Source organism: Pedobacter sp. TM02 (assembly GCF_059705275.1).
Window position 1 is genome coordinate 3,454,988 of record NZ_AP046530.1, and the last position, 26,282, is coordinate 3,481,269.

27 protein-coding genes are annotated in these 26,282 nt (G+C 40.0%); 6 read left to right on the top strand and 21 right to left on the bottom strand.

All coding sequences use genetic code 11. From position 1 onward, the window contains the following. Positions 1 to 3 precede the first annotated feature (3 nt). The 9 genes from rplC to AC6H1S_RS14895 form a co-directional block, all read right to left on the bottom strand. Positions 4 to 621 carry a 50S ribosomal protein L3 gene (rplC, locus tag AC6H1S_RS14855; RefSeq protein WP_199141826.1) on the bottom strand — a complete coding sequence of 206 codons (618 nt, stop codon included), beginning with the start codon at positions 619 to 621 and terminating at the stop codon, positions 4 to 6. Between the two features lie 180 nt (positions 622 to 801). Next, positions 802 to 1,197 carry a DUF1634 domain-containing protein gene (locus tag AC6H1S_RS14860; RefSeq protein ID WP_497564090.1) on the bottom strand — a complete coding sequence of 132 codons (396 nt, stop codon included), beginning with the start codon at positions 1,195 to 1,197 and terminating at the stop codon, positions 802 to 804. Beyond that, a complete protein-coding gene (locus tag AC6H1S_RS14865; RefSeq protein WP_199141829.1) occupies positions 1,194 to 2,030 on the bottom strand; it encodes a sulfite exporter TauE/SafE family protein in 837 nt (278 codons plus the stop codon). The genes AC6H1S_RS14860 and AC6H1S_RS14865 overlap by 4 nt, the downstream gene beginning before the upstream one ends. Before the next feature lie 108 nt (positions 2,031 to 2,138). Then, the gene (locus AC6H1S_RS14870; protein WP_497564091.1) at positions 2,139 to 2,792 is read right to left on the bottom strand and encodes a lysophospholipid acyltransferase family protein; all 654 of its coding nucleotides are present in this window, start codon (positions 2,790 to 2,792) and stop codon (positions 2,139 to 2,141) included. Beyond that, positions 2,789 to 3,220 carry a holo-ACP synthase gene (locus AC6H1S_RS14875; protein ID WP_497564092.1) on the bottom strand — a complete coding sequence of 144 codons (432 nt, stop codon included), beginning with the start codon at positions 3,218 to 3,220 and terminating at the stop codon, positions 2,789 to 2,791. Before AC6H1S_RS14875 ends, AC6H1S_RS14870 begins: the two co-directional genes overlap by 4 nt. A 33-nt stretch (positions 3,221 to 3,253) precedes the next feature. After that, positions 3,254 to 4,606, bottom strand: coding sequence for a beta-ketoacyl-[acyl-carrier-protein] synthase family protein (locus AC6H1S_RS14880; RefSeq protein ID WP_497564093.1), 1,353 nt, complete (start codon positions 4,604 to 4,606; stop codon positions 3,254 to 3,256). Position 4,607: 1 nt separating this feature from the next. Then, positions 4,608 to 4,868, bottom strand: coding sequence for an acyl carrier protein (locus AC6H1S_RS14885; protein WP_497564094.1), 261 nt, complete (start codon positions 4,866 to 4,868; stop codon positions 4,608 to 4,610). Position 4,869: 1 nt separating this feature from the next. Continuing rightward, positions 4,870 to 5,418, bottom strand: coding sequence for a hypothetical protein (locus AC6H1S_RS14890; RefSeq protein WP_497564095.1), 549 nt, complete (start codon positions 5,416 to 5,418; stop codon positions 4,870 to 4,872). Between the two features lie 9 nt (positions 5,419 to 5,427). Continuing rightward, positions 5,428 to 6,150: an SDR family NAD(P)-dependent oxidoreductase gene (locus AC6H1S_RS14895; RefSeq protein WP_497564096.1), complete on the bottom strand. Its 723-nt coding sequence runs from the start codon at positions 6,148 to 6,150 to the stop codon at positions 5,428 to 5,430. 481 nt (positions 6,151 to 6,631) lie between these two features. On the opposite strand from AC6H1S_RS14895, the gene AC6H1S_RS14900 reads away from it, so the two are divergent. Continuing rightward, positions 6,632 to 7,345, top strand: coding sequence for a hypothetical protein (locus AC6H1S_RS14900; protein ID WP_497564097.1), 714 nt, complete (start codon positions 6,632 to 6,634; stop codon positions 7,343 to 7,345). 19 nt (positions 7,346 to 7,364) lie between these two features. Here the strand turns inward: AC6H1S_RS14900 and AC6H1S_RS14905 are convergent, their stop codons facing one another. Further along, positions 7,365 to 8,768: a S41 family peptidase gene (locus AC6H1S_RS14905; RefSeq protein ID WP_497564098.1), complete on the bottom strand. Its 1,404-nt coding sequence runs from the start codon at positions 8,766 to 8,768 to the stop codon at positions 7,365 to 7,367. Positions 8,769 to 8,961: 193 nt separating this feature from the next. On the opposite strand from AC6H1S_RS14905, the gene AC6H1S_RS14910 reads away from it, so the two are divergent. Continuing rightward, positions 8,962 to 9,258 carry a hypothetical protein gene (locus AC6H1S_RS14910; RefSeq protein WP_497564099.1) on the top strand — a complete coding sequence of 99 codons (297 nt, stop codon included), beginning with the start codon at positions 8,962 to 8,964 and terminating at the stop codon, positions 9,256 to 9,258. A gap of 69 nt (positions 9,259 to 9,327) precedes the next feature. Here AC6H1S_RS14910 and rpsJ read toward each other — a convergent pair whose 3' ends face one another. The 4 genes from rpsJ to rpsL all read right to left on the bottom strand — a co-directional run bounded on the left by rpsJ (position 9,328) and on the right by rpsL (position 12,872). Then, positions 9,328 to 9,633, bottom strand: a complete 306-nt coding sequence (rpsJ, locus tag AC6H1S_RS14915; protein WP_084237698.1) for a 30S ribosomal protein S10 — start codon at positions 9,631 to 9,633, stop codon at positions 9,328 to 9,330. Between the two features lie 131 nt (positions 9,634 to 9,764). After that, positions 9,765 to 11,879 (bottom strand): elongation factor G, encoded by a 2,115-nt coding sequence (gene fusA, locus AC6H1S_RS14920; protein WP_199141129.1) that lies wholly within the window; start codon positions 11,877 to 11,879, stop codon positions 9,765 to 9,767. 95 nt (positions 11,880 to 11,974) lie between these two features. Beyond that, positions 11,975 to 12,442: a 30S ribosomal protein S7 gene (gene rpsG, locus AC6H1S_RS14925; RefSeq protein ID WP_199141130.1), complete on the bottom strand. Its 468-nt coding sequence runs from the start codon at positions 12,440 to 12,442 to the stop codon at positions 11,975 to 11,977. 16 nt (positions 12,443 to 12,458) lie between these two features. After that, positions 12,459 to 12,872 carry a 30S ribosomal protein S12 gene (gene rpsL, locus AC6H1S_RS14930; RefSeq protein WP_109926363.1) on the bottom strand — a complete coding sequence of 138 codons (414 nt, stop codon included), beginning with the start codon at positions 12,870 to 12,872 and terminating at the stop codon, positions 12,459 to 12,461. Between the two features lie 574 nt (positions 12,873 to 13,446). On the opposite strand from rpsL, the gene AC6H1S_RS14935 reads away from it, so the two are divergent. Then, positions 13,447 to 14,313 (top strand): hypothetical protein, encoded by an 867-nt coding sequence (locus AC6H1S_RS14935; RefSeq protein WP_497564100.1) that lies wholly within the window; start codon positions 13,447 to 13,449, stop codon positions 14,311 to 14,313. Between the two features lie 155 nt (positions 14,314 to 14,468). On the opposite strand, the gene AC6H1S_RS14940 is transcribed toward AC6H1S_RS14935, so the two are convergent. The 4 genes from AC6H1S_RS14940 to AC6H1S_RS14955 form a co-directional block, all read right to left on the bottom strand. Beyond that, positions 14,469 to 14,933, bottom strand: coding sequence for a hypothetical protein (locus AC6H1S_RS14940; protein WP_497564101.1), 465 nt, complete (start codon positions 14,931 to 14,933; stop codon positions 14,469 to 14,471). A gap of 835 nt (positions 14,934 to 15,768) precedes the next feature. Beyond that, a complete protein-coding gene (locus tag AC6H1S_RS14945; protein ID WP_497564102.1) occupies positions 15,769 to 16,044 on the bottom strand; it encodes a YxzC family protein in 276 nt (91 codons plus the stop codon). After that, the gene (locus tag AC6H1S_RS14950; RefSeq protein WP_497564103.1) at positions 16,038 to 19,763 is read right to left on the bottom strand and encodes a DUF6443 domain-containing protein; all 3,726 of its coding nucleotides are present in this window, start codon (positions 19,761 to 19,763) and stop codon (positions 16,038 to 16,040) included. The genes AC6H1S_RS14945 and AC6H1S_RS14950 overlap by 7 nt, the downstream gene beginning before the upstream one ends. 55 nt (positions 19,764 to 19,818) lie before the next feature. Then, the gene (locus AC6H1S_RS14955) at positions 19,819 to 23,118 is read right to left on the bottom strand and encodes a DUF5977 domain-containing protein (protein ID WP_497564104.1); all 3,300 of its coding nucleotides are present in this window, start codon (positions 23,116 to 23,118) and stop codon (positions 19,819 to 19,821) included. Positions 23,119 to 23,342: 224 nt separating this feature from the next. Here AC6H1S_RS14955 and AC6H1S_RS14960 point away from each other — a divergent pair, with 224 nt between their 5' ends. Next, the gene (locus AC6H1S_RS14960) at positions 23,343 to 23,789 is read left to right on the top strand and encodes a MarR family winged helix-turn-helix transcriptional regulator (protein ID WP_497564105.1); all 447 of its coding nucleotides are present in this window, start codon (positions 23,343 to 23,345) and stop codon (positions 23,787 to 23,789) included. Further along, positions 23,786 to 25,009, top strand: coding sequence for an MFS transporter (locus tag AC6H1S_RS14965; protein WP_233165941.1), 1,224 nt, complete (start codon positions 23,786 to 23,788; stop codon positions 25,007 to 25,009). Before AC6H1S_RS14960 ends, AC6H1S_RS14965 begins: the two co-directional genes overlap by 4 nt. Here AC6H1S_RS14965 and AC6H1S_RS14970 read toward each other — a convergent pair. Further along, positions 25,006 to 25,188, bottom strand: coding sequence for a hypothetical protein (locus AC6H1S_RS14970; RefSeq protein WP_199141148.1), 183 nt, complete (start codon positions 25,186 to 25,188; stop codon positions 25,006 to 25,008). The genes AC6H1S_RS14965 and AC6H1S_RS14970 overlap by 4 nt on opposite strands. A 92-nt stretch (positions 25,189 to 25,280) precedes the next feature. On the opposite strand from AC6H1S_RS14970, the gene AC6H1S_RS14975 reads away from it, so the two are divergent. Further along, entirely contained in the window at positions 25,281 to 25,598 is a 318-nt protein-coding gene (locus AC6H1S_RS14975) for an MmcQ/YjbR family DNA-binding protein (protein WP_497564106.1), read from the top strand. Between the two features lie 59 nt (positions 25,599 to 25,657). Here the strand turns inward: AC6H1S_RS14975 and AC6H1S_RS14980 are convergent, their stop codons facing one another. Then, positions 25,658 to 25,870: a hypothetical protein gene (locus AC6H1S_RS14980; RefSeq protein WP_497564107.1), complete on the bottom strand. Its 213-nt coding sequence runs from the start codon at positions 25,868 to 25,870 to the stop codon at positions 25,658 to 25,660. A gap of 179 nt (positions 25,871 to 26,049) precedes the next feature. Continuing rightward, positions 26,050 to 26,232, bottom strand: a complete 183-nt coding sequence (locus tag AC6H1S_RS14985) for a hypothetical protein (protein WP_199141139.1) — start codon at positions 26,230 to 26,232, stop codon at positions 26,050 to 26,052. Between the last annotated feature and the right edge of the window lie 50 nt (positions 26,233 to 26,282).

Here is a 26,282-nt window from a genome sequence, read left to right on the forward strand (position 1 = left end):
TGCTTACTTGTCTAAGATTACGTAAGAACCTTTAGCTCCAGGAACGGAACCACTAACTACTACAAGGTTTTGCTCAGCATAAACTTTCAACACTTGCAAGTTTTGAATTTTTACTCTGTCGCCACCAGTTCTTCCGGCCATGCGCATTCCTTTGAATACACGTGAAGGCCATGATGAAGCACCTAATGAACCTGGCGCTCTCAAACGGTTGTGCTGACCGTGAGTTTGACCTCCAACACCACCAAAACCATGACGTTTAACTACGCCTTGAAAACCTTTACCTTTTGAAGTACCAACTACATCCACATAATCACCTTCGTTAAAGATGCTTACCGTAACGGTATCGCCCAGGCTCACAGTTCCTTCAAACTCGCCGAACTCAACCAATTTACGTTTTGGGGTAGTGCTTGCTTTCGCAAAGTGACCTTTTAAAGGTTGGGTAGTGTTTTTTTCTTTGGCTTCATCAAATCCTAACTGAACTGACGCATAGCCATCTTTTTCTTCGGTTTTCACCTGTGTTACTACACAAGGACCAGCTTCGATCACCGTACAAGGAATATTCTTTCCGTCGGCGTCAAAAATACTGGTCATTCCTACTTTTTTTCCAATAATACCTGACATTTTCTATTTTAAGTTTAACACCCATCGAAGCAGTAGGGCTTCGTTCAAGGTGGGATACATCCCCGCTAAGGGACGGCAAAAATAGGAAAGAATTCTTAATTTTCAAATAGTTAGCTAATTATTTTTGAAAATAATTGCTACATAGAGGCTGCCGCTGTTCGTAGGCTCAGAAACAACAGTTTAATGGGCTATATCCAAGTACAAGCTGGCAATAATAATCACCAAAACCAGCGTACCAATGAGCACATACATATAGTCTTTCTCCATCAGAAAGCTGAAAATAGAGAACACGATGCGTGCAATCGGCGTAAAAATAAGCAAAAGCACGCCAAATTGGACAATAGCCAGGCCATCAAAAGTCTTTAAACCCTTTAAGATTTCGGCAATCGACGAAAAGCGCGCCTCTTCTGGCTTGAAGGTTTCGAACGACACGGTCTGGCCCTTATGCGAAAAAAGAAAGATGATACCGCCCAAAATAACCACGGCAGTAGAAACCAGCACGCCAACGCGCAGCAAGGTGCCCAGAATTACCTGTACATCCTTATCGCCCAAATAGTGTTTAACTTCCTTGCTCATGCCTTGCCGCTTAATCCGTTATAAATCATTTGCAGGGCCAAAAACGTAACCACGATAGCAAATACGACCTTCAGCTTGTCGGTTTTGGTCTTGATGAGTATCTTGGCGCCCAGTGTTGCCCCCGTAATGACGCCGATGGTTACCGGCATGGCGATCATCGGGTCTATCTGGCCTTTGTGCAGATACACCAATGCACTGGCCGCCGCGGTAACACCGATCATGAAATTACTGGTGGTAGTAGAAACCTTGAAAGGAATACGCATGATATTGTCCATGCCGATTACCTTTAAAGCCCCCGAACCTATGCCCAACAAGCCCGATAAGGTACCCGCCACAAACATCATGGCAAAGCCACCCACCACGCGATGAACCGCATATTGCTTGACACCGTCTTCGGTAGGATAGCTGCCGTTGAGCTTAAAGTAATTGGCCAAAATACTGGTTTGTTCGTTATTGGAATGGTCTACCTTTTTACGCAGCATCATAACTGCCGAAAACAACAGGATCAGTCCGAAAATGACAATGATATAGTCTGCCTTGATATATGTAGCAATGATTACCCCTACAATGGCACTGGCCGTGGTGGCAATTTCCAAAAACATGCCGATGCGCACATTGGTGATGCCTTCTTTCACATAAGCTGCCGCCGAACCCGAAGAGGTGGCAATAACCGAAATGATGGAAGCACCAATGGCATAGTGGATATCAACGCCTAGCCCCAGGTTAAGCAAGGGTATGATAATGACGCCGCCGCCCAAGCCGGTTAAAGAACCCAATAGGCCCGCCAAGAAGGCACCCACTAGAACAATCAGGGTAAACAACAACACTGTCATGCCGGCAAATATAGCATACATAAATTGTTTGCTGTAAACAAAAAACAATTAAATAAAGTCTATAGGAAAGGTGGAATTTGATGGTTTTAGTCGAGAAATATTCAGTTATTAAAATTCTTCGTTCGTAAACCTGATATTTTTCTTGATGCAATGAAGATGATGCTCGTTCACCTTATTGGCGACTGTATCAAAGTCGAAATCTTCGTTTGTACCACAATCGAGCATACTGAAATAAAGTGTGGGTTTAATACTTTCAAAATATTCCATTAAAACACTTGCCCATACAATTTGACATTTACCATCTACCTGCGGCAAGATCTGATTAATCCCATCTTGAAAAATGATTTTCCTTACGTACATGCTTTCTAAATTGCCTTGGGGATATAAAAGCAACAAATTTCCGGGTGTTGAAAGCACTTCTTTGGCATGCCCTAAGCTTTCGTTAATGGAACGACTGCCGGGTGCAACCGAAAATCCACCAAGTCGTTTTAGCCATTTTCGTTTTTTCAATTGTCCTTTCAACACCATTACTTGAAAGGTCTTTAATTTATCGTTAGCTGCAAATACCTTTCTGCAGAGGTAAAGCGCCATTAGTCCATCCAGAAAGCTAAAATGGTTGCACATCAAGAGGTAAGAATGACCTTCTTTGATTTTGACCGAATCAATAACTATTTTATTGAAGCGAGATCTTAATACCACACCAACCAGGCTTGTAGTAAGTTTAAATAACCAACCTCCCAGCGGTTTACCCTTAATAATCATATCACTATTGCATTTCTAACTTTTTCTTCCTCAATTTCTATAATAGCTACTGCCCATGCGTACGCTCCATCATGCGTAATGGATAAGCTGATTTGAAAGCTTCTTTCGATATGGTTATGCAGGATGGCTGTTGGAATACCTCCAATTTTATCCCGCTTGATTTCTATTCTTTTTAAGCTGAGCGGTTGTTGATTGATTTGTTTAACCGCTTTATACACCGCTTCCTTAGCTGCCCAGGTCGCGGCAAACCTCAACATTGGATCTGCAAATTGGTTACAATAGCTGATTTCACCCTCGGTATAGATTTTTGCTTCAAATAATGGATTAAACGACTTTTCAAACTCCTCAAGTAAAACCAAATCATTGCCGATCGCAAATTTTCTTGCGGCAGATTTCATCGTATCTACTTGTAATTGTTCTTCAGTCATTAGCGTTTAGCGTATATTAACCCGTCTGTAAAACTATAAATTAGGTCTTGAAATACTCATCGCACTGTTTGTACCTCCAAAACCATAGTTCAAACATACAATCTGATTGATTTCCTTTTCAACTACCTTATTAGAAATAAGGTGTTTGTAATAGGCTATCGGATGGCTTGGACCGTCCCATCCTTCAGTTCTTTGCAATGGTTCTAATTCCTCATTAAAATCATTTGCGTTTAAGCAAGGAAGTACTTTTTGCTCTTGCAGCATCATTACAGCAGCTATTAGTTCGATGGCACCTGCACCACCTAGGGTATGCCCCAATTGAGATTTCGGCGCAGAAATTTGATAACCATCTTCTCCTAGTACATCTACCACGCTGAACAATTCGACAGGATCTCCTGCTCTGGTAGAAGTTCCATGAACTTTTACAACATCGGGCTTGATAGGATGTTGATCCATTAGCCCTTTCCACAGCCGTTTTTGTGCATAATAGGATGGAAAAAACAAATCTCCATCTCCATCAACATTATTAAAATAACTATCTATAACCGCAAGAATGTTTGCCCCTCTTGCTTTTGCCATTTCATATTCTTCAAGCGCTACAACACCACTCCCAAAAGAACAAACAAGCCCTTTTCGGTTGACATCAAACGGACGCGAACTTTCTGCCGGACTAAAACCCCTGCTTAGCACGCCCATAGCATCAAGTCCTGCAAAGGTTTCTATCGAATTTCCTTCAGAGCCGCCTGCAAGTGCTCTATCTTGCAACCCAAATTTGATGAGGCGATAAGCATAGCCTACGTTGCCTAAACCTGTTGCACAGGCCGAGCCAAGCGATTCGCTAATTCCCTGGTTTTTGATCAGGCCCGAAACATGTGCGGCCTCTCTATAAATCATCCCTCGAATACCAAAATATGGCCCTAATAATTTGGTTTTCTGGTGTTTTTGAAAAACACTTACCCATCCAGGTCGTCCTATTTGATATCCACCGCTATTGGTTCCAATTGCCACGGCAGTTTGTTCTGACTGGATTTCGCTTCTATTCCATCCTGCCATTTCTATTGCCTCCAAAGCACCCAACATCGATCCCATAGCACTCATATCAGCCGTAACACTATTGGCAGCTGGTATCCGACCTAAGGTATCGACGTATTCTCTTGGATATCCTTCTACAACAGAACAGTATATCGTTTCGATGCTCAAGTCATGAGGATCGATAAAACCGGAGACCTTCGATCGAATGCTATTTCCATATAACATTGTTTCGTCCCATTCTCGAATAAAGCTTTCTCCTGCAAAAAGACGCTGCTTGAAATCTGGCAGGTCTTTACAATTGGGAAAAGCTCCTCCCATACCCACAATTGCCACCTTTCTGTTGGGACTTACCATGTTATCCTCTTTTTTTTGTTTCAATAATAAGGTCTACCAAGTCTTTCATCGTTGAGCCCAATTCATCCACATCATCATCGTCAAATTGGATATCAAAAACTTGTTCGGCCTTTATTACGACATTGATTCTTTCGGTTGATGGCACATTTAAATCAGCTACCAAATCGGTGCTTTCAGTAGCATTTTTGAGTTTTTCAGGATCAATTTGTCTTACGTTTTTGAAAATCTCTAACAGCTCATCAAATATTTCTTTTCTTTCCATTTTATTTTAACATTTTTTCTTTTTTAATCACTTTGCCAGTAATCCCTGTCAATTCAGCGATTTGTATAAAATCTTTAGGAAGATCAAAAGCTAAAAATTGCTCCAATCTATAATTTTTGAAATAAGTATCTAGGTTTAAACCACTGGGTACTTTATAAATCCGCCCATCACAGATCATCTGTCTAAATTTATATTGTTTAATCTGTCCAATACAAATCATCACTTCTCCTTCTTCCAGAAATCCCATAAAATTTACCTGGCCAATGGACAAAAAAAGTGGAGTAAATTCATCCTTCAACACATCAAAGCTACAATTCAGCTTTTTGCTTTCCAAAAAAAGTCCACAAGAAGCATTAATGCCTTGAGCAAATGATTCTACCATATCTACACCTCTAAAAAGCCCAAAATGATCATTTACATCAAATCCGGTAGGTGTGTAGCTTGCAATTATTCCTTCATCAGGCGAATGCCAATGATACGCATCAACTAGGAGCTTACTCGGACCATGAACAAGCAAAGAAGTTGGCGAAACACCAATTAAATTATCCATATCCTAAGTTTAAGCCAGTCCTCCGTTGATGGGAATATCTGAACCGTTAATGAATGTTGATTGATCTGACAATAGAAATGAAACTAACGACGCAACTTCTTCTGCTTTCCCAAATTTTCTAGAGGGCGTTATTGCTAAGAATTTTTCTTGATCAGCCTGTGGTACATGGGCTGTCATTTCAGTTTCAATATATCCGGGAGAGATGCTCAAGACCCTAATTTCATGTGCATCATTTAATACGCCTGCCTCTTTAGCCAAAGATTTGGAAAAAGCCACCAGGGCGGCTTTTGTAGACGCATAAACAGATTGAAATGCATTTCCTGTATGTGCAGAAATCGAACTCATATTAATGATCGTTCCTTTTTTGTTCGCACTAAAAATCTTCATGGCAGTTTTGCTAATGAGGATGGGGGCCCTTAAGTTGATATTTAAAATGCTATCAATATCCTTCTCACTTTGGAAAAGTATGGAATTGTCTTTCGCGATGCCCGCATTGTTAATTACAGCAACAAGCTCATTTCCGTGTTCTTTTTTCAGTTGCTTGCAGAATGTTGAGACTTGTACCGGATCAGAAAAATCGGCACATAAAATCTCACTGTTGGGCATTGTTTTTGTAAAACTATTTTCGCTGGTGGCATGCAAAATCAAGTAGTAATCGCCAGCCAGCTTTTCGGCTATTGCCAAACCAATTCCACGACTCGCACCAGTTATTAATATTTTCTTCAGCAGCATTGAAACGTTAACTTTTTAACCAAAGGTAATGCTTTTAACCTGAGGCCTATAACATTTTGAATAAAATCATGTACTCAAAATGTTATTTCATATATTTAATCAATTGAAATTCAACTTTTTAATAAAAGAAGCACGATGCTTACATGAGCTAAAGTTAGCGATTTATTGCATAGTTGACGAATTTACAATAATTGAAAACGATTAAAAACTTCCTTATAGGCAAACGTACAACAAACCTGTCAAGAAAGCGCCGGCTACAACAATCAGGATAAACAATAACACTGTGATGCGGACAAATAAAGATGCTTTTCTTGAATGGTTAAACTCCAAAATATTTGCATTTAGTAGACTAAAAAAAGGTGTATTTTACAGCCATTGACCATGATTTCAGTGCTATTCTTCTTGGCTTGTCCACCAATAAACGAACGGAAATACAATAATTTTTGTTTATAATTGTTAAACTTAAAACGACATTATCGACATGAAACACAGGTTACTTTCTCTTGCTGCCGTCTTCATTTTAAGCTCAACTATCCCAAACCTGTGGGCGCAGGCACCTGCAACGGCCCAACAAGCACCTGCAAAAACGCAGGCTACTGCCGCCAAAACGCCTCTGCAAACGACCAAACCGGCACCTAGCTATACCCGGATAGATACGGCAAAAAATACAGACCCCAGTTTACATGGCCAATACCAGTTCATGCTATCGAGATCAAAATCGCTGAACGGCTATAAACTGATCAATCCTTATCGTTTAAGTACCCTATGGCAAAGTGTAAGCGATACCCTCCGCAAGGAGCGCGTGGAACTGAATAAAGCCAAGAGCAAAATTGCCGAGCAGGCCAAAACCATCAACAGCCTCCAAACCGACATCAACGGCAAGGAAACTTCGCTAAACAATGCAGATGCCAAAGTAAACGAAATCAATTTCCTTGGCATTTCCTTTACTAAAAGCACCTATAATATTATCGTATGGTCTATTATCGCAATCTTGGCCATTGCGCTGTTTGTGGTGATTGCCCGATCTATGAAAAACATTTTGGAAGCCAAGCACCGCACCCAGCTTTACGACGAGGTTTCGGCCGAGTACCAGGCCTACAAGGCCAAGGCAAGCGAAAAGGAGCGCAAATTAGCGCGCGAGTTACAGGATGAGCGCAACGCGATGGAAGAGCTCAAATCGAGAGGCAAATTATAGGCTGTACATTTAATCCACCTTACTTTAATTTCGACACAAATTCCAACACCTCGTCTGTCGTGGTGGCAGGATTATCCTTAACCGTATAGCTTGGCCATACCGGACCAGCATCCTTGGCATTGCCATTGGCCCTGACAAACTGCTTGGTCGAAGTAGAAAAAGTAAAACCCGTATAAGGTAGCTTCAGGTAAATCAGTTCGCCATAATCATTGGCAGGTTCTCCCGTTGCCTCGCCAACCAGGGTAGCCAAATGATAATCCTGGATGGCATTGGCCAGCATGTTGGCGCTCGAAAAGGTTTTTGGACCTATCAGCACCAATACCGCACCCTTGTAAAGCAAATCATTGTGCATTGGCGGTTGAGGCTTTGCCGCCCTGCTTTTCAAAACTGAGCCGTTTCTTGCTTCAAAATAGTAAGGCATTTCTTTCGCCCCTTCTCCTTTCATTCGTTCGTTAAGTTGCTCTTTATAGGTTTGGCTCACTTTCCATCTTACACCGCCAGTCATCCTGAAAGGCTTTTCGGTGATATAGCCCAGCAACATTTCGCCCAAGGCCGAGTTGCCGCCACCATTTAAGCGAAGGTCAATGATCAATCGTTTAGGTGTTTGCTGCTTGATTTGCCTGAAAGCAGAATCCAGGAAGGACTTAAATAGCTCTGGCTTGGCGTTAAGCGAATTGATTTTTAGATATACATCGCCATCGGCCAATAGATCATAGGCATATTCTGTTTTTTTGGGTGCTTTTGGCAAACGGCCCAGCTTTTCGCGCAGGCTAAGCAAGGATATCGGGTTCAAGATAGCCTCCATGGTCTTGCCTTCGTGCAAATACACAAGCCGGTAAGGCCCCTTAATGCCATAAATATCCAGGTAGGCAAGCATGTCTCGGCATACGTCAACTGCGCGCCACGATTGAAGGCCACCCATGTGCCGGCTTAGGATGTCGATCAGTTTAGGTGCCGGTATACCATTGATGCTTTCAACCTTATCGCCTACAACAAGCTTGCTCTCGGCCGAAGCATCGGCCCGCACAACCAGGTACCTGCCATCAAATTCACTAAAAGCTACCGGGAACAAAATATTGCCATTCGCCTTGATTTCGGCAAGCAGCTCTTCCGGGAGGTTAAGGCTACTATGGCCTTCGTTCAGCGAGCCCACTAATGGCGCTATCAGCGGCCAAGCCTGCAAAGGGGTCATCCCATCGTGCAACAAATTGGACAAGCTATCCCTAAGCTTCCGATACTTTTCCTTACTGATGCTGTGGTACATATTGGGATGCACCTCATTGGTGGTAGCCACAAGATAGTCTATATCGCTGAGCAACTGCTGTTTGCTCAAACGTTTCTCGGATTTAGCCGTATCTATTCCGCTGGCAAACAAATTGGTACAGCAGACCAGCATGAGCAGGCAAGTGAAGAAATGTTTCATAACAAGATGACGATAAGTTGCTGTTTAAAGCAGCAATAGTCGCTATTTTTTTGCTCGCGAAGAAAAAAGCTCTATTTTTTTTACATTTATTACGAAATTTTCGTAATTAAAATTTAGTTTAATAAATTCACTATGAAGCAATTGGCTATAACCAAAAGCTTAACTAACCATTTATCAAACTCAACAACAAACAATGGAAAAAACAAACGAAAATGGCTTAAGCCTCAGGAAAGGCGAACAGCTAAACCGGAAGCAACTGAAAAATGTATTGGGTGGTGGACCGGGTGGCCCTGCAGGCCCAGGATGCCTCGAGTGCATCGTGTGGGGCGTAGTAAAGGAATCGACTTGGTACGAGGCCTGCGGCTCGATGTTTATTGACGATTATTGCAAGCAAAAGTATGGAATGGATGCCACCGCCCGCTGCTCACGCGAATGCAGCAAAATAGACCATTTAGACAATGGCGATGATCCGGGGCCTATACAACCTTAAGAAAACCCAAACCATTGCTCATCAAAAAGCCCCGAAAATTTCGGGGCTTTTTCTTGATCTATAAAATCGTTAAACTTTGATTTCTACTTCAACACCGCTAGGCAATTCAAGTTTCATTAAAGCATCTACGGTTTTAGAGTTAGAGCTATAAATATCCAAAAGACGTTTATAGGCGCACAACTGGAACTGCTCACGTGCTTTTTTGTTCACGTGTGGTGAACGCAAAACAGTAAACACTTTTTTCTCTGTTGGCAACGGAATAGGTCCGCTAACTACTGCTCCTGTAGGCTTTACAGTTTTTACGATTTTCTCGGCAGACTTGTCTACCAAGTTGTAATCGTAAGATTTTAATTTGATTCTGATTCTTTGGCTCATGTTTTTATTAAATTAAGGCCAGTGTTAGAGCTATTTATAACAAAGGCCGGGTTTATCTTTTGTAAAGTGTAGTACGTATAGCGCAGTGCGAATTTCGTCGCTATACGCTATACGCCTATCTCTATACTTAATTAGTCGTTAGACTTTACTTTACCTTTTGATTTGGCAATTACCTCATCTTGTACGTTACGAGGCGCAGCTTCATAATGGTCAAACTCCATGGTTGAAGTTGCACGGCCCGAAGTAATGGTACGCAATTGGGTTACATAACCAAACATTTCAGAAAGTGGAACCAAGGCTTTGATCACCTGGGCACCGTTACGGGTGTCCATACCTTGCAGTTGGCCACGACGACGGTTCAAATCGCCCATTACATCACCCATGTTTTCTTCTGGAGTTAACACCTCGATTTTCATGATTGGCTCCATCAATACCGGCTTACATTTTGGCAATGCTTCGCGGAAGGCTTGACGTGCAGCGATCTCAAATGACAAGGCATCTGAATCGACCGCGTGGAATGAACCATCAATCAAACGAACTTTCATATCTGGCAATGGGAAACCTGCCAAAACACCGTTCGACATGGCTGCTGCAAAACCTTTCTCTACCGAAGGGATAAACTCACGAGGAATTGAACCACCTACGATTTCGTTTACGAATTGCAAGCCGCCTTTTTCGTAATCGGCATCAATTGGAGAGATTACTACTTGGATATCGGCAAACTTACCACGACCACCAGTTTGTTTTTTGTAGGTTTCGCGGTGTTGGGTAGTACCAGTGATAGCCTCTTTGTAAGCTACTTGTGGTGCACCTTGGTTTACTTCTACCTTGAACTCGCGTTTTAAACGGTCGATCAAGATATCCAAGTGAAGCTCGCCCATACCTGAAATTACGGTTTGGCCAGTCTCTTCGTCTGTTTGAACTTTGAAAGTTGGATCTTCTTCGGCCAATTTGCCCAAAGCCATACCCAATTTATCCACGTCGGCCTGAGTTTTAGGCTCGATAGCCAAACCGATAACCGGGTCAGGGAAGTTCATCGATTCCAAAACGATAGGGTTTTTCTCATCGCAAAGGGTATCGCCAGTTTTGATATCTTTAAAGCCTACTACCGCCGCAATATCACCCGCACCTACGTTAGGAATAGGGTTTTGCTTGTTGGCGTGCATTTGGAAGATACGAGAAATACGTTCTTTGCTTTCTGAACGGGTATTGTACACGTAAGAACCAGCTTCCAGGTTACCTGAGTAAACACGGATAAAGCACAAACGGCCTACGAATGGGTCGGTTGCGATTTTGAAAGCCAATGCAGAGAAAGGCTCTTTTACATCTGGTTTCAACAATACTTCTGCACCTGTATCAGGGTTAGTACCTTGAACACCTTCTGAATCAAGAGGTGAAGGCAATAGCTCCATTACATAGTCCAACATGGTTTGTACACCTTTGTTTTTGAAAGACGAACCGCAAACCATAGGAACGATTTTAGCATCCAATACCGCTTGACGCAAGGCATCCAATACTTCGCGCTCGGTGATGGTTTCTGGGGCTTCGAAGAATTTCTCCATCAAAGTCTCATCGTACTCCGCTACCGATTCCAACAATTTCTCTCTCCACTCGGCTACTTCTTCCACCATATCGTCAGGAATTGGAACTTCGGTAAAGGTCATGCCTTTATCGTGCTCGTTCCAAACGATACCACGGTTGTTGATCAAATCAACTACACCTTTAAATTGGTCTTCGGCACCGATTGGCAACTGCAAAGGAACGGCGTTAGAACCCAACATATCCTTCACTTGTTTTACCACTTTAAGGAAGTCGGCACCAGAACGGTCCATTTTGTTAACGAAACCGATACGGGCTACGTTATAGTTATTGGCCAAGCGCCAGTTGGTTTCTGATTGAGGCTCAACACCGTCAACGGCAGAAAACAAGAACACCAAACCATCCAATACGCGCAAAGAACGGTTTACCTCTACGGTAAAATCCACGTGTCCTGGGGTATCGATAATGTTGATGTGGTATTTGTGGCCTCTGTAATTCCAGTTTACGGTAGTAGCCGCAGAAGTGATGGTGATTCCGCGCTCGGCCTCTTGCACCATCCAGTCCATTGTAGAAGCACCTTCGTGTACCTCGCCAATTTTGTGGTTTACACCTGCATAATAAAGGATACGCTCTGTTGTAGTGGTTTTACCCGCATCAATGTGAGCAGCAATCCCGATATTTCTTGTGAATTTTAAATCTCTTGACATATTTTTTAATTAAAGAATGATAGAAGTAAGTGAATGATTGAATGCAGTAAAAACCACTCAATCATCCAGAATTCTATCATTCAATCATTTTATAATTAAAATCTAAAGTGTGAGAACGCTTTGTTAGCCTCAGCCATTTTGTGCGTATCTTCTTTCTTTTTAACGGCTGCGCCTTCGCCTTTAGCGGCCGAAACGATTTCGCCTGCTAATTTTTCTTTCATGGTTTTTTCGCCACGTTTGCGAGCGTAAGAGATCAACCATTTCATGCCCAAGGCAATTTTGCGGTCTGGTCTTACTTCGGTTGGCACCTGGAAGTTTGCACCACCTACACGGCGAGATTTAACCTCTACCGAAGGCATTACATTGCTCAAAGCACGTTTCCATACTTCTAAACCATTTTCGCCGGCTTTTTTCTCAGCTAATTCTACGGCATCGTAAAAAATAGAGTAAGCGATAGATTTCTTACCGTCGAACATCATGTTGTTTACGAATCTTGTTACCTGAACATCGTTGAATTTAGGATCAGGAAGAATAATTCTCTTTTTTGGTTTCGATTTTCTCATTGCTGTTTCCTCCTAATTATTTCTTTTTACCTTTTGTTGGTGCTGCAGCGGCTTGTCCTGGTTTAGGGCGCTTAGTACCATATTTACTACGACGTTGGTTACGGCCAGCTACACCTGAGGTATCTAATGCACCGCGGATGATGTGGTAACGTACACCTGGTAAATCCTTAACACGACCACCACGGATCAAAACGATCGAGTGCTCCTGCAAGTTGTGGCCTTCTCCTGGAATGTAGGCATTCACCTCTTTACCATTGGTTAAACGTACACGGGCAACTTTACGCATTGCTGAGTTTGGTTTTTTAGGGGTAGTAGTATATACACGTGTACATACACCTCTTCGCTGTGGACAGCTGTCCAACGCTGGAGACTTACTCTTGAACTCCAGTGCTACTCTACCTTTTCTAACTAATTGTTGAATGGTTGGCATTTTCTGCTTTTTGTGTTTTTGTTTTTTATTTTAAATACCTCATGGCCAGTTGATAACTAGGCTACATTAAGGGATTGCAAAAGTAGGAACTTATTTTGTGATAATCAAGGCTTTGCACGAGTTTTTTAATTTATGCCCGATTTCTTAATTTTTGGTTAACCTAGTGGGAAGTTCCGACGAGAAATCGGCAATCCTTGGTCGATGATTTAAGATCAACCAATAAAGCAAATTAATAGAACAAAAACAGCTGCCTTGCTTGACATCCTCTCATATTATCAATGCCCAGCGAGCCCGCTCCATCACAGATATATCAGATATATATCGATAGGCAAATATATAATCTGAAAAAAATTATATAGCTTAGTATCAGTACTTCAAACCAAATTATATGCTCTCCATATGCGTTTTGACACGGACGTCTATTTTATTAGGCACCGTCCTAACATTGTTTCCAAGTCTAGACTTTTCAAGCCTAAATAGAGCTTCAGAAATAATTAGTCATTTTCTTAACCGTATACATGGACCAGCCAAGTAGTTTATTTGAGCCAAAAGCTATTAATTTAAGAAGAATTTTATGAATGAAGGATCCCAAGAAAACAAACCAAAAAATCTCCCTAACAAGAGTCTTATTGAAATATGGAAAGAAACTTATCCAAAAATAAGGCCCTATATTGCCGTTATTCTGATTGGCGCACTATTGCTATCCGCAATAATTGACAGTACTATTTCCAAAGTAGGTATTTTAACCGCACTCGCCAGCAATATTATTTTTTTGATTTTTGATTTAACAAACGGCCTCAAAGCAAGGCTTGATAAAATAGACAACAACCTCAACGAGCCTCAGCCACCATCCTACGAAGACTTCAACGCTGCCCTGCCTGATATTAAACAGATTTTAACAGACAGGCTAAATCAGAATAAAGATGTAAAAATAAGGATACTTGCAGTTTCAGCACAATTTTCATGGAAAGTACTCATAGAATCGAATATTCCTAAATTATTAACAATTGGCACCAAAAACCCAAAAATAAGTATAGAAATCGCTATCGTAAAACCATCAATCCTTCACGGATGGGGCCAAAAAAAGTTAAAAAACGACGCCCAAAACACATTGGAAGGAGAACAGAATTTCAAAAAAAGATTTAAGAGACTCTTTACGGAAGAAAAACTAAGTTTGACGATTTATCAATACGACAATATACCACATTGGCATGGAATCCTAATAGACAATGACATCCTATTTATGGGAAGATGTAAATGGGAGGTAATCGACGGGAGATATCATCTATTGGTTGGCCAGATAGACTATAGGCATTTTAGGGCAAGTGATAGATTTGGAGGCGACGCCAGAATAGAACTTGTAGATAATTGGTTTGACGCTTACAGGTATAGGGCTGGACTGAATGTCAAACAGCAAGAAACGACACAAAATAGCAATTAACAGACCGTAAATTCTTTTGTAGACCTAACATGTAATTAACCACCAAGCCGCACTTATTAAAAAAGAAGAGCAAAAGCTTAGCTCCTACTCCTCGCTAATTTAACATTGTTGATTAAAGTTCATTTCTACCCAAGGTAAACGTTAATGAACTATGATTATTTACAGTCTTTAAAAGTATCAGCAACTGCCTTCAACTTTTCAACTGCAGCTTTTAACGCCTCTGGCGCATGGCCATATTCGAAAGTAATTTTGTATTCCTTCCCATTCGATTTGAAAGCCACCCACTCGGCACCCCCATCGGCACAATCGGGACAACCAATTACTTTTGGCAATTTGTAAACTGCGTCGGCATTCAAGAGCTTTCTGATTTCATTTACCTCGCTTTCGCTAACCGAGCTGTTGCATGTTTTGGCGGCTGTAGGATCTCCGTTTTTTTGACGGGTCATCGTGGTCTTGTTGCCATTGATCGAAAGTTCGTTGTGGCAATAACCGGCGCACATGCCAAACGAGGTGCCGTAGCTGATGGCATTGTCACTATTGAGCTCCTTCTTTTTACAGGAAGAAAAAGAGGATAAAAACAATGCAACAACCAGGGAAAGAAAGGTTAAGCGGATTTTCATAATGATTCGATGTGGATTAGGTTCATTACCTATACGCAAAATAAAAACGAAGCGCTACACGGCAGAAAATTATGATAAGACATATACACTACTTATTTAAAGCTCTAAAAAATGGGCTATTTGCCATTATCTTTACCAATCATTTTTAAAGCATAATTATATTTTCTCCTTATATCTTCTTCAAGCTTGCTATTATAGTTTCTTAGCAACTCCACCAAGTAATCTTTACTCGACTAATAGTTTTCGACATCCTCCCTTAAACACCTATTTACTCTATCTTTTTCATAATTTTCAGCTTCTGATTGTCTCATTTTCTCCAACTCCTCGTAAAAATACCCCAAATTGCCCACTATTTTTTTCAGATTTTCCTCTAAGAAATACTTCACTGAAATTAACCATTTAATTAGGACATCCTCATCCTTTACCTAGACAACAACTAGACTAGAATCTTGTCCATAAAAGTACTTTTCCAATTCAAAATAACTATAGAATATCTTATTCTTCTTGAACATTAATAACATACCTTCTTCATTTGACGAAATGCAATCATATGGATTGAAATGACTAAATCCTCACTCTCATATTCTAGTATACCTTCTATCTCCCATCATAACTTAAACCCGAAAAGATTAAATATTAGCTAGATTATAATTTTACAAGGGCATTAAAATTCATAAATCTATATTAAATAGCCGAAATTTTATTTCCAGTTAAGTTTAAGTGTATTTTGGTCATATATCTTAAGCATAATAATTATCTGTTTTCCATACTTGAATTGTAGTTGGATCTCCAAACTTAAATAAATTCAAACCCTTAAATCAACTATAGATATAAATCATTGTTTTTCGGTTTTGAGCTTATCTCTAAACGATTGGATATCCCCCTCACTATGAAGATAGCTTTCGGGGGAGTCCTTTAGATCGATTCCTTCAATAAATAATATTCCATCCCATATCAAGCTTTCATCACTTCTAGGATGGTATTCAATAGCTTTAGCATCATCGGCCTCCCTTAATTTAAAAGCCCATTCAGCAGCCTCTTCTCTTGAAATTCCTTTGTTCAAAAGCCTATCCAAAACCCTTTCGAGGTCATTTATGCGTATTGTCACCATCTTCCTGTATAATTCCCTAATTGATTAAACATATAATGAACTTTAACCCCACCTGTTTCAGGCCGAACAATTCTTATTGTTCCTGCTCCATCAAGTGTTTCCATCCAAGTTCGAGTTCCTCCATTAGCAGGGTTCCATTCTCTAACTACCCTCCTACCAATCATTTCACCTGGATTATTAGCTGGAGTGACATTCCCGTAATACCTAAATCTACCATTTTGTAACTCGTTAAATCCTGCTTGCCCGTATTTTTCTAACTGTCTAAGGTGTTCATTAAGCTTCACTCCATTTGTAGAAAGCTTAGCCCCATTTTCCGTTGCACTTTTTTCTATACTTGCTAGCCTTCCAATAGGCACTCTATCTTCTGCAATTTTTATTATTTCTTTTTCGCTTGTCTTAACAAACTCCTCGGATAATTCTTTTACGCCTTCTTTCACAATCTGCATTGCAGGTGCTTTTATAGCAGCTGCGGCCAGCATCATTTCTCCACCGCCGGCACCGAAAGCCAGCCATTCTATTGCATTGCCTACCAGTTTAGCAGTAGCTATGGCCTTATTTAATTTGTATTCTAAATCTATTAATCCAGGATCTTGACCAGATCTTAACATTGCCTCATACCCTCTGCCCCTATGCATACCATAATTCAATTCATTCAAAGCATATTCTTGCAGGTTATCCATAGTGCTCTTCATGGTGGTCATCATGGTAATATCCTTAAAAAGCTGTATTTGCATCGAATACAGAGAAGCTATCATACTCGCTGCTTCTGCTTTTGAAGTAGGCACAGAAATAGTCATACCAGGAATGCCACCAACCGGAACTGGCATCATTCCATCAGGATCATTGAGGCTTATTGGATTATTGAGCGCATAGTTATACGGAGAAAAACTACGCATTTTTTCAGCCATTGGATCTATTGCGCTCCATCTAGCCAAAACTGGATTATAGAACCTTGCCCCATAGTCGTACTCCTCCAACTCGTCTTGAATCTCTTTACCGTTGTATAAGTATTTATTATCAGTAGAGCTCAGTTGTACCGGCTTCCGGTATCCAAAAGCATAGTAATCGTCTTTCTGCAAGACCTCCAACTGTTGGGTATTGGGATTTTGATGAAAAGTTAGCCTATTATTACCTAGCTGATCAGATAAATTATACTCATAGCTATAGTTTCCACTTCCCTGATTTCTAGCAAAACCTTCCTCGGTAAGAATAATATCTATTGATGCCCCGTTATTTTTGTATTGGATGCCACTAACATAATCAGTTACGCCAGAGGCACTTTGTTTTTGAAGTTTGTTTCCTAAGGCATCATAAAGATAAACAATGCTTTGGCTTCCGCTTATTTGGGCTGGAAAACCTAAGGAGTTGTAAGTTATAGCTATGTTTTTCTGACTATCGCCAATTAGATTTCCATTCTGGTCATAGCTATATACAGCATTTGTAAATCCTTGTACCTGAGTTAGCTGATGTCCAGTATAAGCGATATAATTATTAGTTCCTTTTCCTTCGCGATATAGGCTTTGAATGTTACCCATTCCATCATAAACGATTGCCTCGCCGAGATTTGGCGAACTAGCTTGAACAAGTCTATTGAGCTTATCATATGCATAGCTAAATGTATTTAGACCTGGATCATTGCCATAAGCCCAAAGCTGATTAGCTACATTTCCATTATATTGTGGTGTAGCGGTCCCAGTTGCCTCATCGTAGTTAAGTTGAAAGCTGAACAAATCGCTTGTGCTTTTTTTCAACCAACCGCGTTCATTGTATACATATTTAACGGTTGCTAAAGACTTTCCATCAGAAATGCTTGCAGAAAATACAGAACCTTCTTTAGCCTCAAAACCAGGGCTAAGCACAATACTATTTCCTGCTGTTATTACTTTAGTTTGACCCGATTGAACTATATCTGAAACAACAATATCAGTCGCAGAAGGCTGGCCCGTAGTGTGAAGCTTCTTTTCCTTTAATTGACCTGCTTCATTGTAAATGTTTTCAGCAACTAAAATCTTCGGGCCAACGTTAGAGTTTGTATTGATTTGCTGAAAGGTTTTAGTTTTCCTTCCTGTATGATCATATAAATACTCGCTGGCAACAGTAGTAATTAAAGATGTAGATGAGCCTTTGTGTGTCCTAATACTACCTAGTAGCTCGCCGGCAAAATTGTAGTTGTTATCAACAACATCATCCCCTCCCAAATGGTTTTGGGTCTTGCTTTGCACTATGCGACCTTCATTGTCATAATAATTGACTTGAAGCAACATGTTTTGAGCAGTCTTTTGCGCCCCACTTGGGCCAATTACATTTATTTTTGAAGCAACAGGGAGAGATTTTACTCTATTACCACTAGCTTGTCCATTGACAGGAGGGCCAAAGTTATTCCCATAAAAGCTATAATCGTCGTAATAACTTATAGTATAATATGATATGATATTTGAAATTGGGAAAACAACATTAGAATAACCTGTATATGTACCATTGCTATTCCCATTATCTCGTTGTTCCCATAAAGGCTGATTACTTAAAGCCAAATTATTTAATTCATCCTGAAGCTCGGCCCTACTTCTATTATCTTGAACTAATCCAGTAATTATTGTGCGACCAAAAGCATCGTATTTTACAAAATTCCATTCCTTTTGACTTTTGGCACGCTGGTTAGCGTCTTGAGAAAACACCAATTGATCAAGGTTGTTATAAACGGCAAATTCCCAACCTCTTCCCGGAATTTTCTTTTCTATTAGACGATTTCTAAAATCATAATAATATTGATAGCAGTAATTATCAAGTATCTCTTGGGTTAGCCCTCCATTATCTGGATTTGCACCTGGAGGCAATACAAAACTTAAAAGACCAAAATCATCATATACATAGTAGGTACTTAATGCTTCAAGTGTATTATCTGGTTTCTTATTAAAAGTCCTCTTAAGCACAACAGCACCATTTTTATCTTTATATTCTTCTACAGTTCCAGCTTTACCATCAGAGGCCGTCCAATTTTCGTCTTTTTTAATAGTAATATAAAGTTCATTGGCATTATAAAAGCCAGATGTATTTAATGTTCGCTTGTGCTCTAAACCTTGAGTGGTAACTGAAACAGAAGTATATTTTCTACATGCCAGCCCATCTACAGTAAAATTAGTTCCATTATTGTTAAATGTATAATCAGACTTTAAAGTATGGCCATTGCTTATTATCCAATTATTACCCGGCGCGCCCTGTTCTATCACCCTATTTAAGGGCGAAGCTTCAAATATATTTTCGTGGTATGGATTGGCAATTCGCGTAACCCCATCGCTTAGTGGCAAACCAGCCCCTGGGTTATAGAAGGTATATACGCCATTTGCTATCGCATTCTCTTTAAATTGACCAGGATTGTTTTGTGATGCATAAGGAAGATAGCTAAACTTCTCCCTTCCGAGATCATCAAACACAAATGGCTGGACAAAGTCATTCCCTAATGGGCTTGCTTGTATGCTGATAGTTTGCAGAGGTCTTCCAAACCCGTCTATATATTTCACATTGGTGTTTACTTCATTTTTAGGAAGTCCTTCTAACTGACTCAGATTTGTTTTTCCGCTTACCTTAACATTGGTTTCAGCAATAAAATTTTTAGTTGAAGATAAAGTTTGCGCACTAACCAAGCCATACGAAAAAACGAAAAAGACACTTAGAGAAAATAGTTTAACATTTTTCTCTACTCTATCTATTATTTTGCTCATCCGTTCCTTGTTTATTAAATTATTTTTATCGAACATAATTGATAGTTTCTTAAAATTAGTTTTCAATGACTTCTACGAGGTCTACTTCAATTGTCGTCGCGGCATTCACTTGCCTATAGCCATGATACTCAAGCACTCCGTTTTCCATCTGTATTTCTTCTATTACTTCCGTTATGGCTCCACCGCCACTTATCGGGTCATATCTTATCCTTACTTTGCAAAGCGCACGTTTTTCATCGTCAAAAGACTTTGTAAGGGTATAGCTCACCCCTCCGAAATACGGATCTGTGGTAAAGGTTACTGTATATTGAGCTGAAATTTTACAAACTCCATTGGTATTCGCATAATCTTGTCCGTTAGCCAATAAATAGTTTTCTGCCTGAAGATCGGCATCTTCTTGACTAATAGTAGAAATAAATTGTCCAGCAGGCACAGTAAACAGAATAGGTGCAGCTGAGCTTCCGTAGTCGCAATTATTTCTTGTAAAGCTCTGTTCTTTTTTTACGCTATAATAAAAAGTAGGACCGTAGTTATATTTATAAACTTTCACGATATGGCCGTTTTGGTCTTTTATCGCCTGAAGCCTTTGATAATCATCATATTCGTAGTAGGTTGTTTGTCCTTTGGTATCAGTACTACTCAGCAAGCCAATTAAAGGACTGTATACATAAGAAGAAATCAAGGCGTTCGGAAGACCCGTAACTAAGGGCGCTATAAAATTATCGATAGCTGCCTTATCAGGATTAGTTAATGCAGCAAAATTATCGATTGCTCCTGCACCAAGTATGTTTTCGATAGCTGTATAATCTGCATTTTTTATTTCCGCAATTGGGTTCTGGTAATTATAGCTCCACAAATAGCTAGTTTTTATCCCGTTTTGATAAGAGACAGTTAATATATTTCCTTTCTTGTCGTAAGCATTATAACTCAACCTATTTTCTGACGGTCTAGACATATATTGCGTCCTAACGCCACTTGGCAAAATTAACGTACTATTACTAGGCCAGTATCTTTGGTAATCGTTATAATTTTTCTCCAATAAAATTGAATTTTTATATTTTTCAACCTGGACAATATAACCAGTCATGTGACGATTTTCCATCTCCTGATACGGTTCTATATGGCCCAATGCCACCATATCTTTAGGATAAAGATATTTTAGAACATAACTATCTTCTTTGCTATCAATAAAATCTTCTTGTATTTTTTGCCGATTAGTATTATCATATGAAAAATTAATAGTCTTCGATATATTTGAACTGTTTTGTCTTGGCTCGTATATCTTCTCAATAATTTTGCTATTAACTATCCACTCGTTTAAAATATCGTAACTTGTTAGATCTAAGGAATTGGCTCTCCATCCCGCCAAATAAATATATCCCTTAACAATATTAGCACTCTTTGTAACATAAGTTAGTTCTGTTTCCCTCAAGGGGCTTTCAACACCTTGAATATTTACATATTCCGTACGTTTTTTTAAAAGTCCGTTGCTATTGTTATTAACTTGAGGAACACGTGGATATGTCTCTAAGGAGGCAGATGAATAGTTATGATATTCTTCGACCGATTTGGTTGTTTCTGTGCTCCCTACATTTTTGACAACTATACGGTCATAGCCAATGATACTCCCCTGAGCATCACCAGAAATAGGTATTGAAGAGCTGGTATAAAATGTCCACCCTAATTCTCTAATAGGACTTGCATTATATTGACTACATGCTGTACCTGCGGGAAAGTTAATTAAGAAAGCTACATCGTAAGGGTTAGAATAATTTATTTTAGACATTATTTTTCCACTAGATTGTGTTCCATTATCAGAAACATAATCAAAGCTCTTGGTTAAGATTGGTAAGTTAGAGTTTAACTCGTCTTTGCTTCTTATAGACTTTATTCTAACACCAGCACCTAACATCCCATTACCTGCATTATTTAATGATGACCAAGATAAATTGGTTCCTAAATTTACAAAATCATTGGGTTCAAAATCGAACCAAGTATATAGTTGGGTTGGATACCTAATTCCTGAAAGGATACTTGATTTTACATAATTTGCATCCGGGTTTCTTGACCTTGCATTAGCATTAAGATTACCCGCCTCATCTCTAGGAAATAAATCAATATTACCCCTAGGGCCACAATAATAGCCCCAATGATCAATATTTTTAGAATCTTTATCTGGCAAATTAATATTATTGTAAAAAAAATCATGATTTTTTGATTGTTCACCAGTTGCCCCAATCTCTGAAACCCTGTCTAATCTTAATCGTTTAGATAAGTAAGTCTCTCGACCAGAAGAGCTGAAATAATCGTATTTAAAGCGGAACGTCTTTAACAAATTATAGCCATTAGACAATAAGTTATAAATTTGAACCTCATATAATTTCCTGGCAGGTCCACCAGATGTTCTTAGATCAAGCCTTGAAGAAACATTACTAAAAACAACTTTTCCGCTAGGGAATACAATCTCCGTTAAATCTACTGTGTTTATTTTGACCTTATAAGTAGTTTTAGTCAAAGTGTTTCGTGGAACAGGGGGCTGATAACAACTAAAGGGAATTGCACCAGTAATATATCCATTCCCTTGCCCAAAGACCAGATCAATAATAGGTGTATTTTCAACTATTGCACCATTAGCATAATTAAAAATCATTTCTTCCCCATTTGTATAAATAACCTTACTTAAAAACCAAGATGATACATAATCGGATACTTCATGAGGAGTAGTGTCATCATTAAGAAAACTTTCTTCGTGTTGCGTTTCTGTAGTATTAAAATCGTATCTAGTGCCATACTTATCGATAATAGTCCATGTTTGATTTGAATTTAGAACTATTTTCAAGTCATCGTCGTTATAAATTCCTATGCGTTTGATTTCATAAGGCTGAGATGGATTTGAAGAATAATCTATCAGAAACTTTCCAGAAAAGTTGGCAAAGTTGAAATAAAATAAGTCAGGCTCTTTATCTTTTCCATCATCATTAGTATGAATACTATTTTTGTAATAGCCGTCAGGTGAAAAATCATCTTTCATTTTTTTGGTCCTTGTAATTACACCTCCTGCATTTAAAGACCAACCCAAGCCTACATTTGAAGCTTCGTCAGAAACCTTTAATCCCCCAGCATAATAGGACAATCCTATTGGCAATATATTCGCACCAACTTTAATCTCGTATAAAGGAATTTGGATACTCGGGATCCCAGTGTAGGTGGAAACTGGAATATCTCCATATTTCCCTAAGCTTGCCGCCGTAGGAGAGGGAGCAATAGGAGAGTTGAATTTTACGACATTCTGACTCTGAGCCATTGCCTTTTGCAAGAAAAGGCAAGCAGCGAGCGTTAATATTAATTTGTTCATTTTTTAGTTTATCAAATCTGTTATCAGATTTTCCTTATCGATTTTACTAATATAAATGCAATTTGGTTTTTTTTAAGAAAAAAATATAATTTAACCTTTAAGCAAATTATACTTATAAAGCTTGTTTTCTCTTAGAGATTCAGAAAAGAAAAACACCCTATATCTATTACAAAATAATTACAATACTAAAGTTACTTTATTAATTTACTTTAGTACTTTTGTACATGCCAATTCCAATTCAAGAAGTTTCGAAATTAAGGGGCCTGATTTTCAAGCTCACGCGAGTAGCCAAAAAACAGCCGCATGAATTCCCTTTTTCGGCTACCGAAATGAACATTATTGGCCACCTGGACCGAAACACCGAACTGTTGCCATCGGCCATTGCCGAAATGGAACATATCTCTGCACAGGCCATTTCCCAGTGCCTTAACAACTTGGCCCAAGCCAATTTCATTAACCGCATTACCGACCAAAACGACAAGCGCAAAACCCTTATTACGCTCTCGACCTATGGCAAAACCAAGCTTTCGGAAATTAAAAGCTTAAGAGACGGATGGCTCAAGAAAGCGATCGACGAAAGATTGGACGCCCAGGAAATCGACGCCCTCTCCCAACTGATTCCCTTGTTAGAAAAAATAACCGCCCCAGAAACCAAATCCGTGTTGCCATGACCATGTTCCGCTCCTTTAAATACTACAATTATCGCTTGCATTTTACCGGACAATCTATTTCCCTAGTGGGCACATGGATGCAGCGTGTGGCCGTAAGCTGGCTCATTTACAGGGTTACGGGCTCTGCCTTTATGCTGGGCTTTATCAGCTTTTTGAGCCTAATCCCAGCACTCATCTTGGCCCCCATTGCAGGCAACTTTGTAGACAAACGGAACAAATTCAAGACAGTTTTAACGTGTCAGGTTATTTTTATGGTACAGGCGGGCTTACTGGCACTGCTCATCTGGCTCAAATACTACAATATTACCATGATCGCGGTTTTGAGTTTGATTCAAGGCATCGTGGCCACATTCGAAACCACGGCAAGGCAATCGCTGGTGGTAGAATTTGTTGACGACAAAGAGGACCTGCCCAATGCGGTAGCCCTCAACTCTTCCGCCTTTAACGCTGCCCGTTTGATCGGTCCGGCCATGGCAGGCATTATTTTAAGCACCTATGGCGAAGATGCCTGTTTCATTATCAATTTCTTGAGCTTTATACCGGTTATCATCTGTCTGTTGCTGATGAAACTGGATCTTAAAAAAACCGAAACGGCACTCGAAGACGTTTGGACAGGCCTGAAAAAAGGTTATCATTACCTGGAAGATTCGCCCGATATTTCTTCGCTGATTATTGTGCTGGCCTTCTCAAGCTTGATGGTGATCCCTTTTTCTACCTTATTGCCCGTTTTTGCCAAAGATGTTTTTAACGGCAATGCCACTACTTTTAGCTGGTTTGAAAGTGCGGGCGGACTTGGCGCCTTGACGGGAGCCATTTACATGGCTTCACGTAAAACTGCCAAGAATATGCAACAGATTGTCATTTCGTCGGCCTTTGTATTTGGCGCAGGATTGATTTTGCTGGCCGTTGCACCAAGTGTTTGGCTGGCCCTGATCAGTACCGGATTGGCCTGCGTAGGCATGATGATGCAAACCGCAGCCATCAACACTTATATCCAAACACATTCTGTTAACGAATTGAGGGGACGCGCCATCAGCTATTACTTAATGGCCTATCAAGGTGTATTGCCTTTGGGCACCTTGCTGGTTGGTTATTTTGCGCACCTGTACAGCGCCCAAACCATTGTTTTTGTAGAAGGTATCTTAGCCATCCTGATTATCTCCGGCTATTACTTTTACAACAAAGACAGGGTAGCCAAAGGGGTTTATCAGGCTAATTAGCGCTTGGTAGTAATCACCCTGCCTGTAACCAGGTTAAATTCGTAGATTTTGTACAGGCCGTCGTCGCTGATATTGATGCTTTCTACCAAACTGGTTTTGCTAAACCCATCGGTAACCATATCGCCGATTTTGATGTCTTGAAGCGTTTCTTCTGGGGTTTCGTCGTTGATCCTGATCATGGCTGAGGAATTGCTCCCCAAAAATGCTTATTTTAGCTGGCATTGTTGGCAATTGAAGCCACAATTCTTTAGTCGAACTTCATGCTTGTTCTATGGTCAGTTTTGAAAATTTGAGACAAATGGCGCTCGCCTATCCCGAAACCTTCGAAAAACCCCACTTCGACCGTATGGCTTTTTACGCGGGCAAAAGAATATTCGCCACATACGACCCCAAGACAAACCAGGCCAATTTAAAACTTACGCTTATTGACCAGGATGTGTTTCATCAATTCGACCCTGTACACATATTCCCAGTGCCCAACAAGTGGGGCCAGGCAGGCATGACCACTTTCTGCTTGGCGCACCTGCGAACAGACCTCTTTGCCGATGCCCTGCAAACGGCTTATGCCAACATGATGAAAAAGGCATAAAAAAGCGCCCCGACTGCTGTACAATCGGGACGCTTCACAAACTAACAAACTTTAATTATTTAGTTTCCTGCTTTTTTAGCAGCTTTTTTAGCAGCTTTGGCTTCTTTTTTGGCTTTTTTTGCAGTGGTATCGGCAGCTTTTTTAGCTTCTTTAGCTGGTTTCTCTACTTTGGCTGCTGGTTTGGCAGTTTTAGCAGGTGCAGTTTGTGCACTAACAGTGTTTACGGTAAAGGCGGCTACTAGCGCGATCATTAATACTTTAATTGCTTTCATGTGTTTTACTTGTTTTAGATTTTGATTAATACTGCTAATGTCCTTACCAAACATGAAGATTTGATGAATATTTAACAGTCTAAAATTAATTGTTTCTGGAGGCTCAACATGCCTCTTTATGGATAAGCAGAAAGTTCTCTGGCAACATGGCCAAAGAACCTCCCGAAAAATCTAGTGGATTAAGATTTTTTTACTGCTTTTTTGCCATGGTGTTTTTTATGGCCTTTTTTTACTTTTTTCTCTGATTTGGCAGCTGGCTTTTCAGTTTTGGCAGCTGGTTTGGCTGGTGCAGTTTGTGCGCTTACGGTGTTTACGGTAAAAGCGGCTACTAGGGCGATCATTAATACTTTAAGTGCTTTCATTTTTTTATGATTTAGTGATTATTAAAATCGTTTAACAATACTAATGTCAG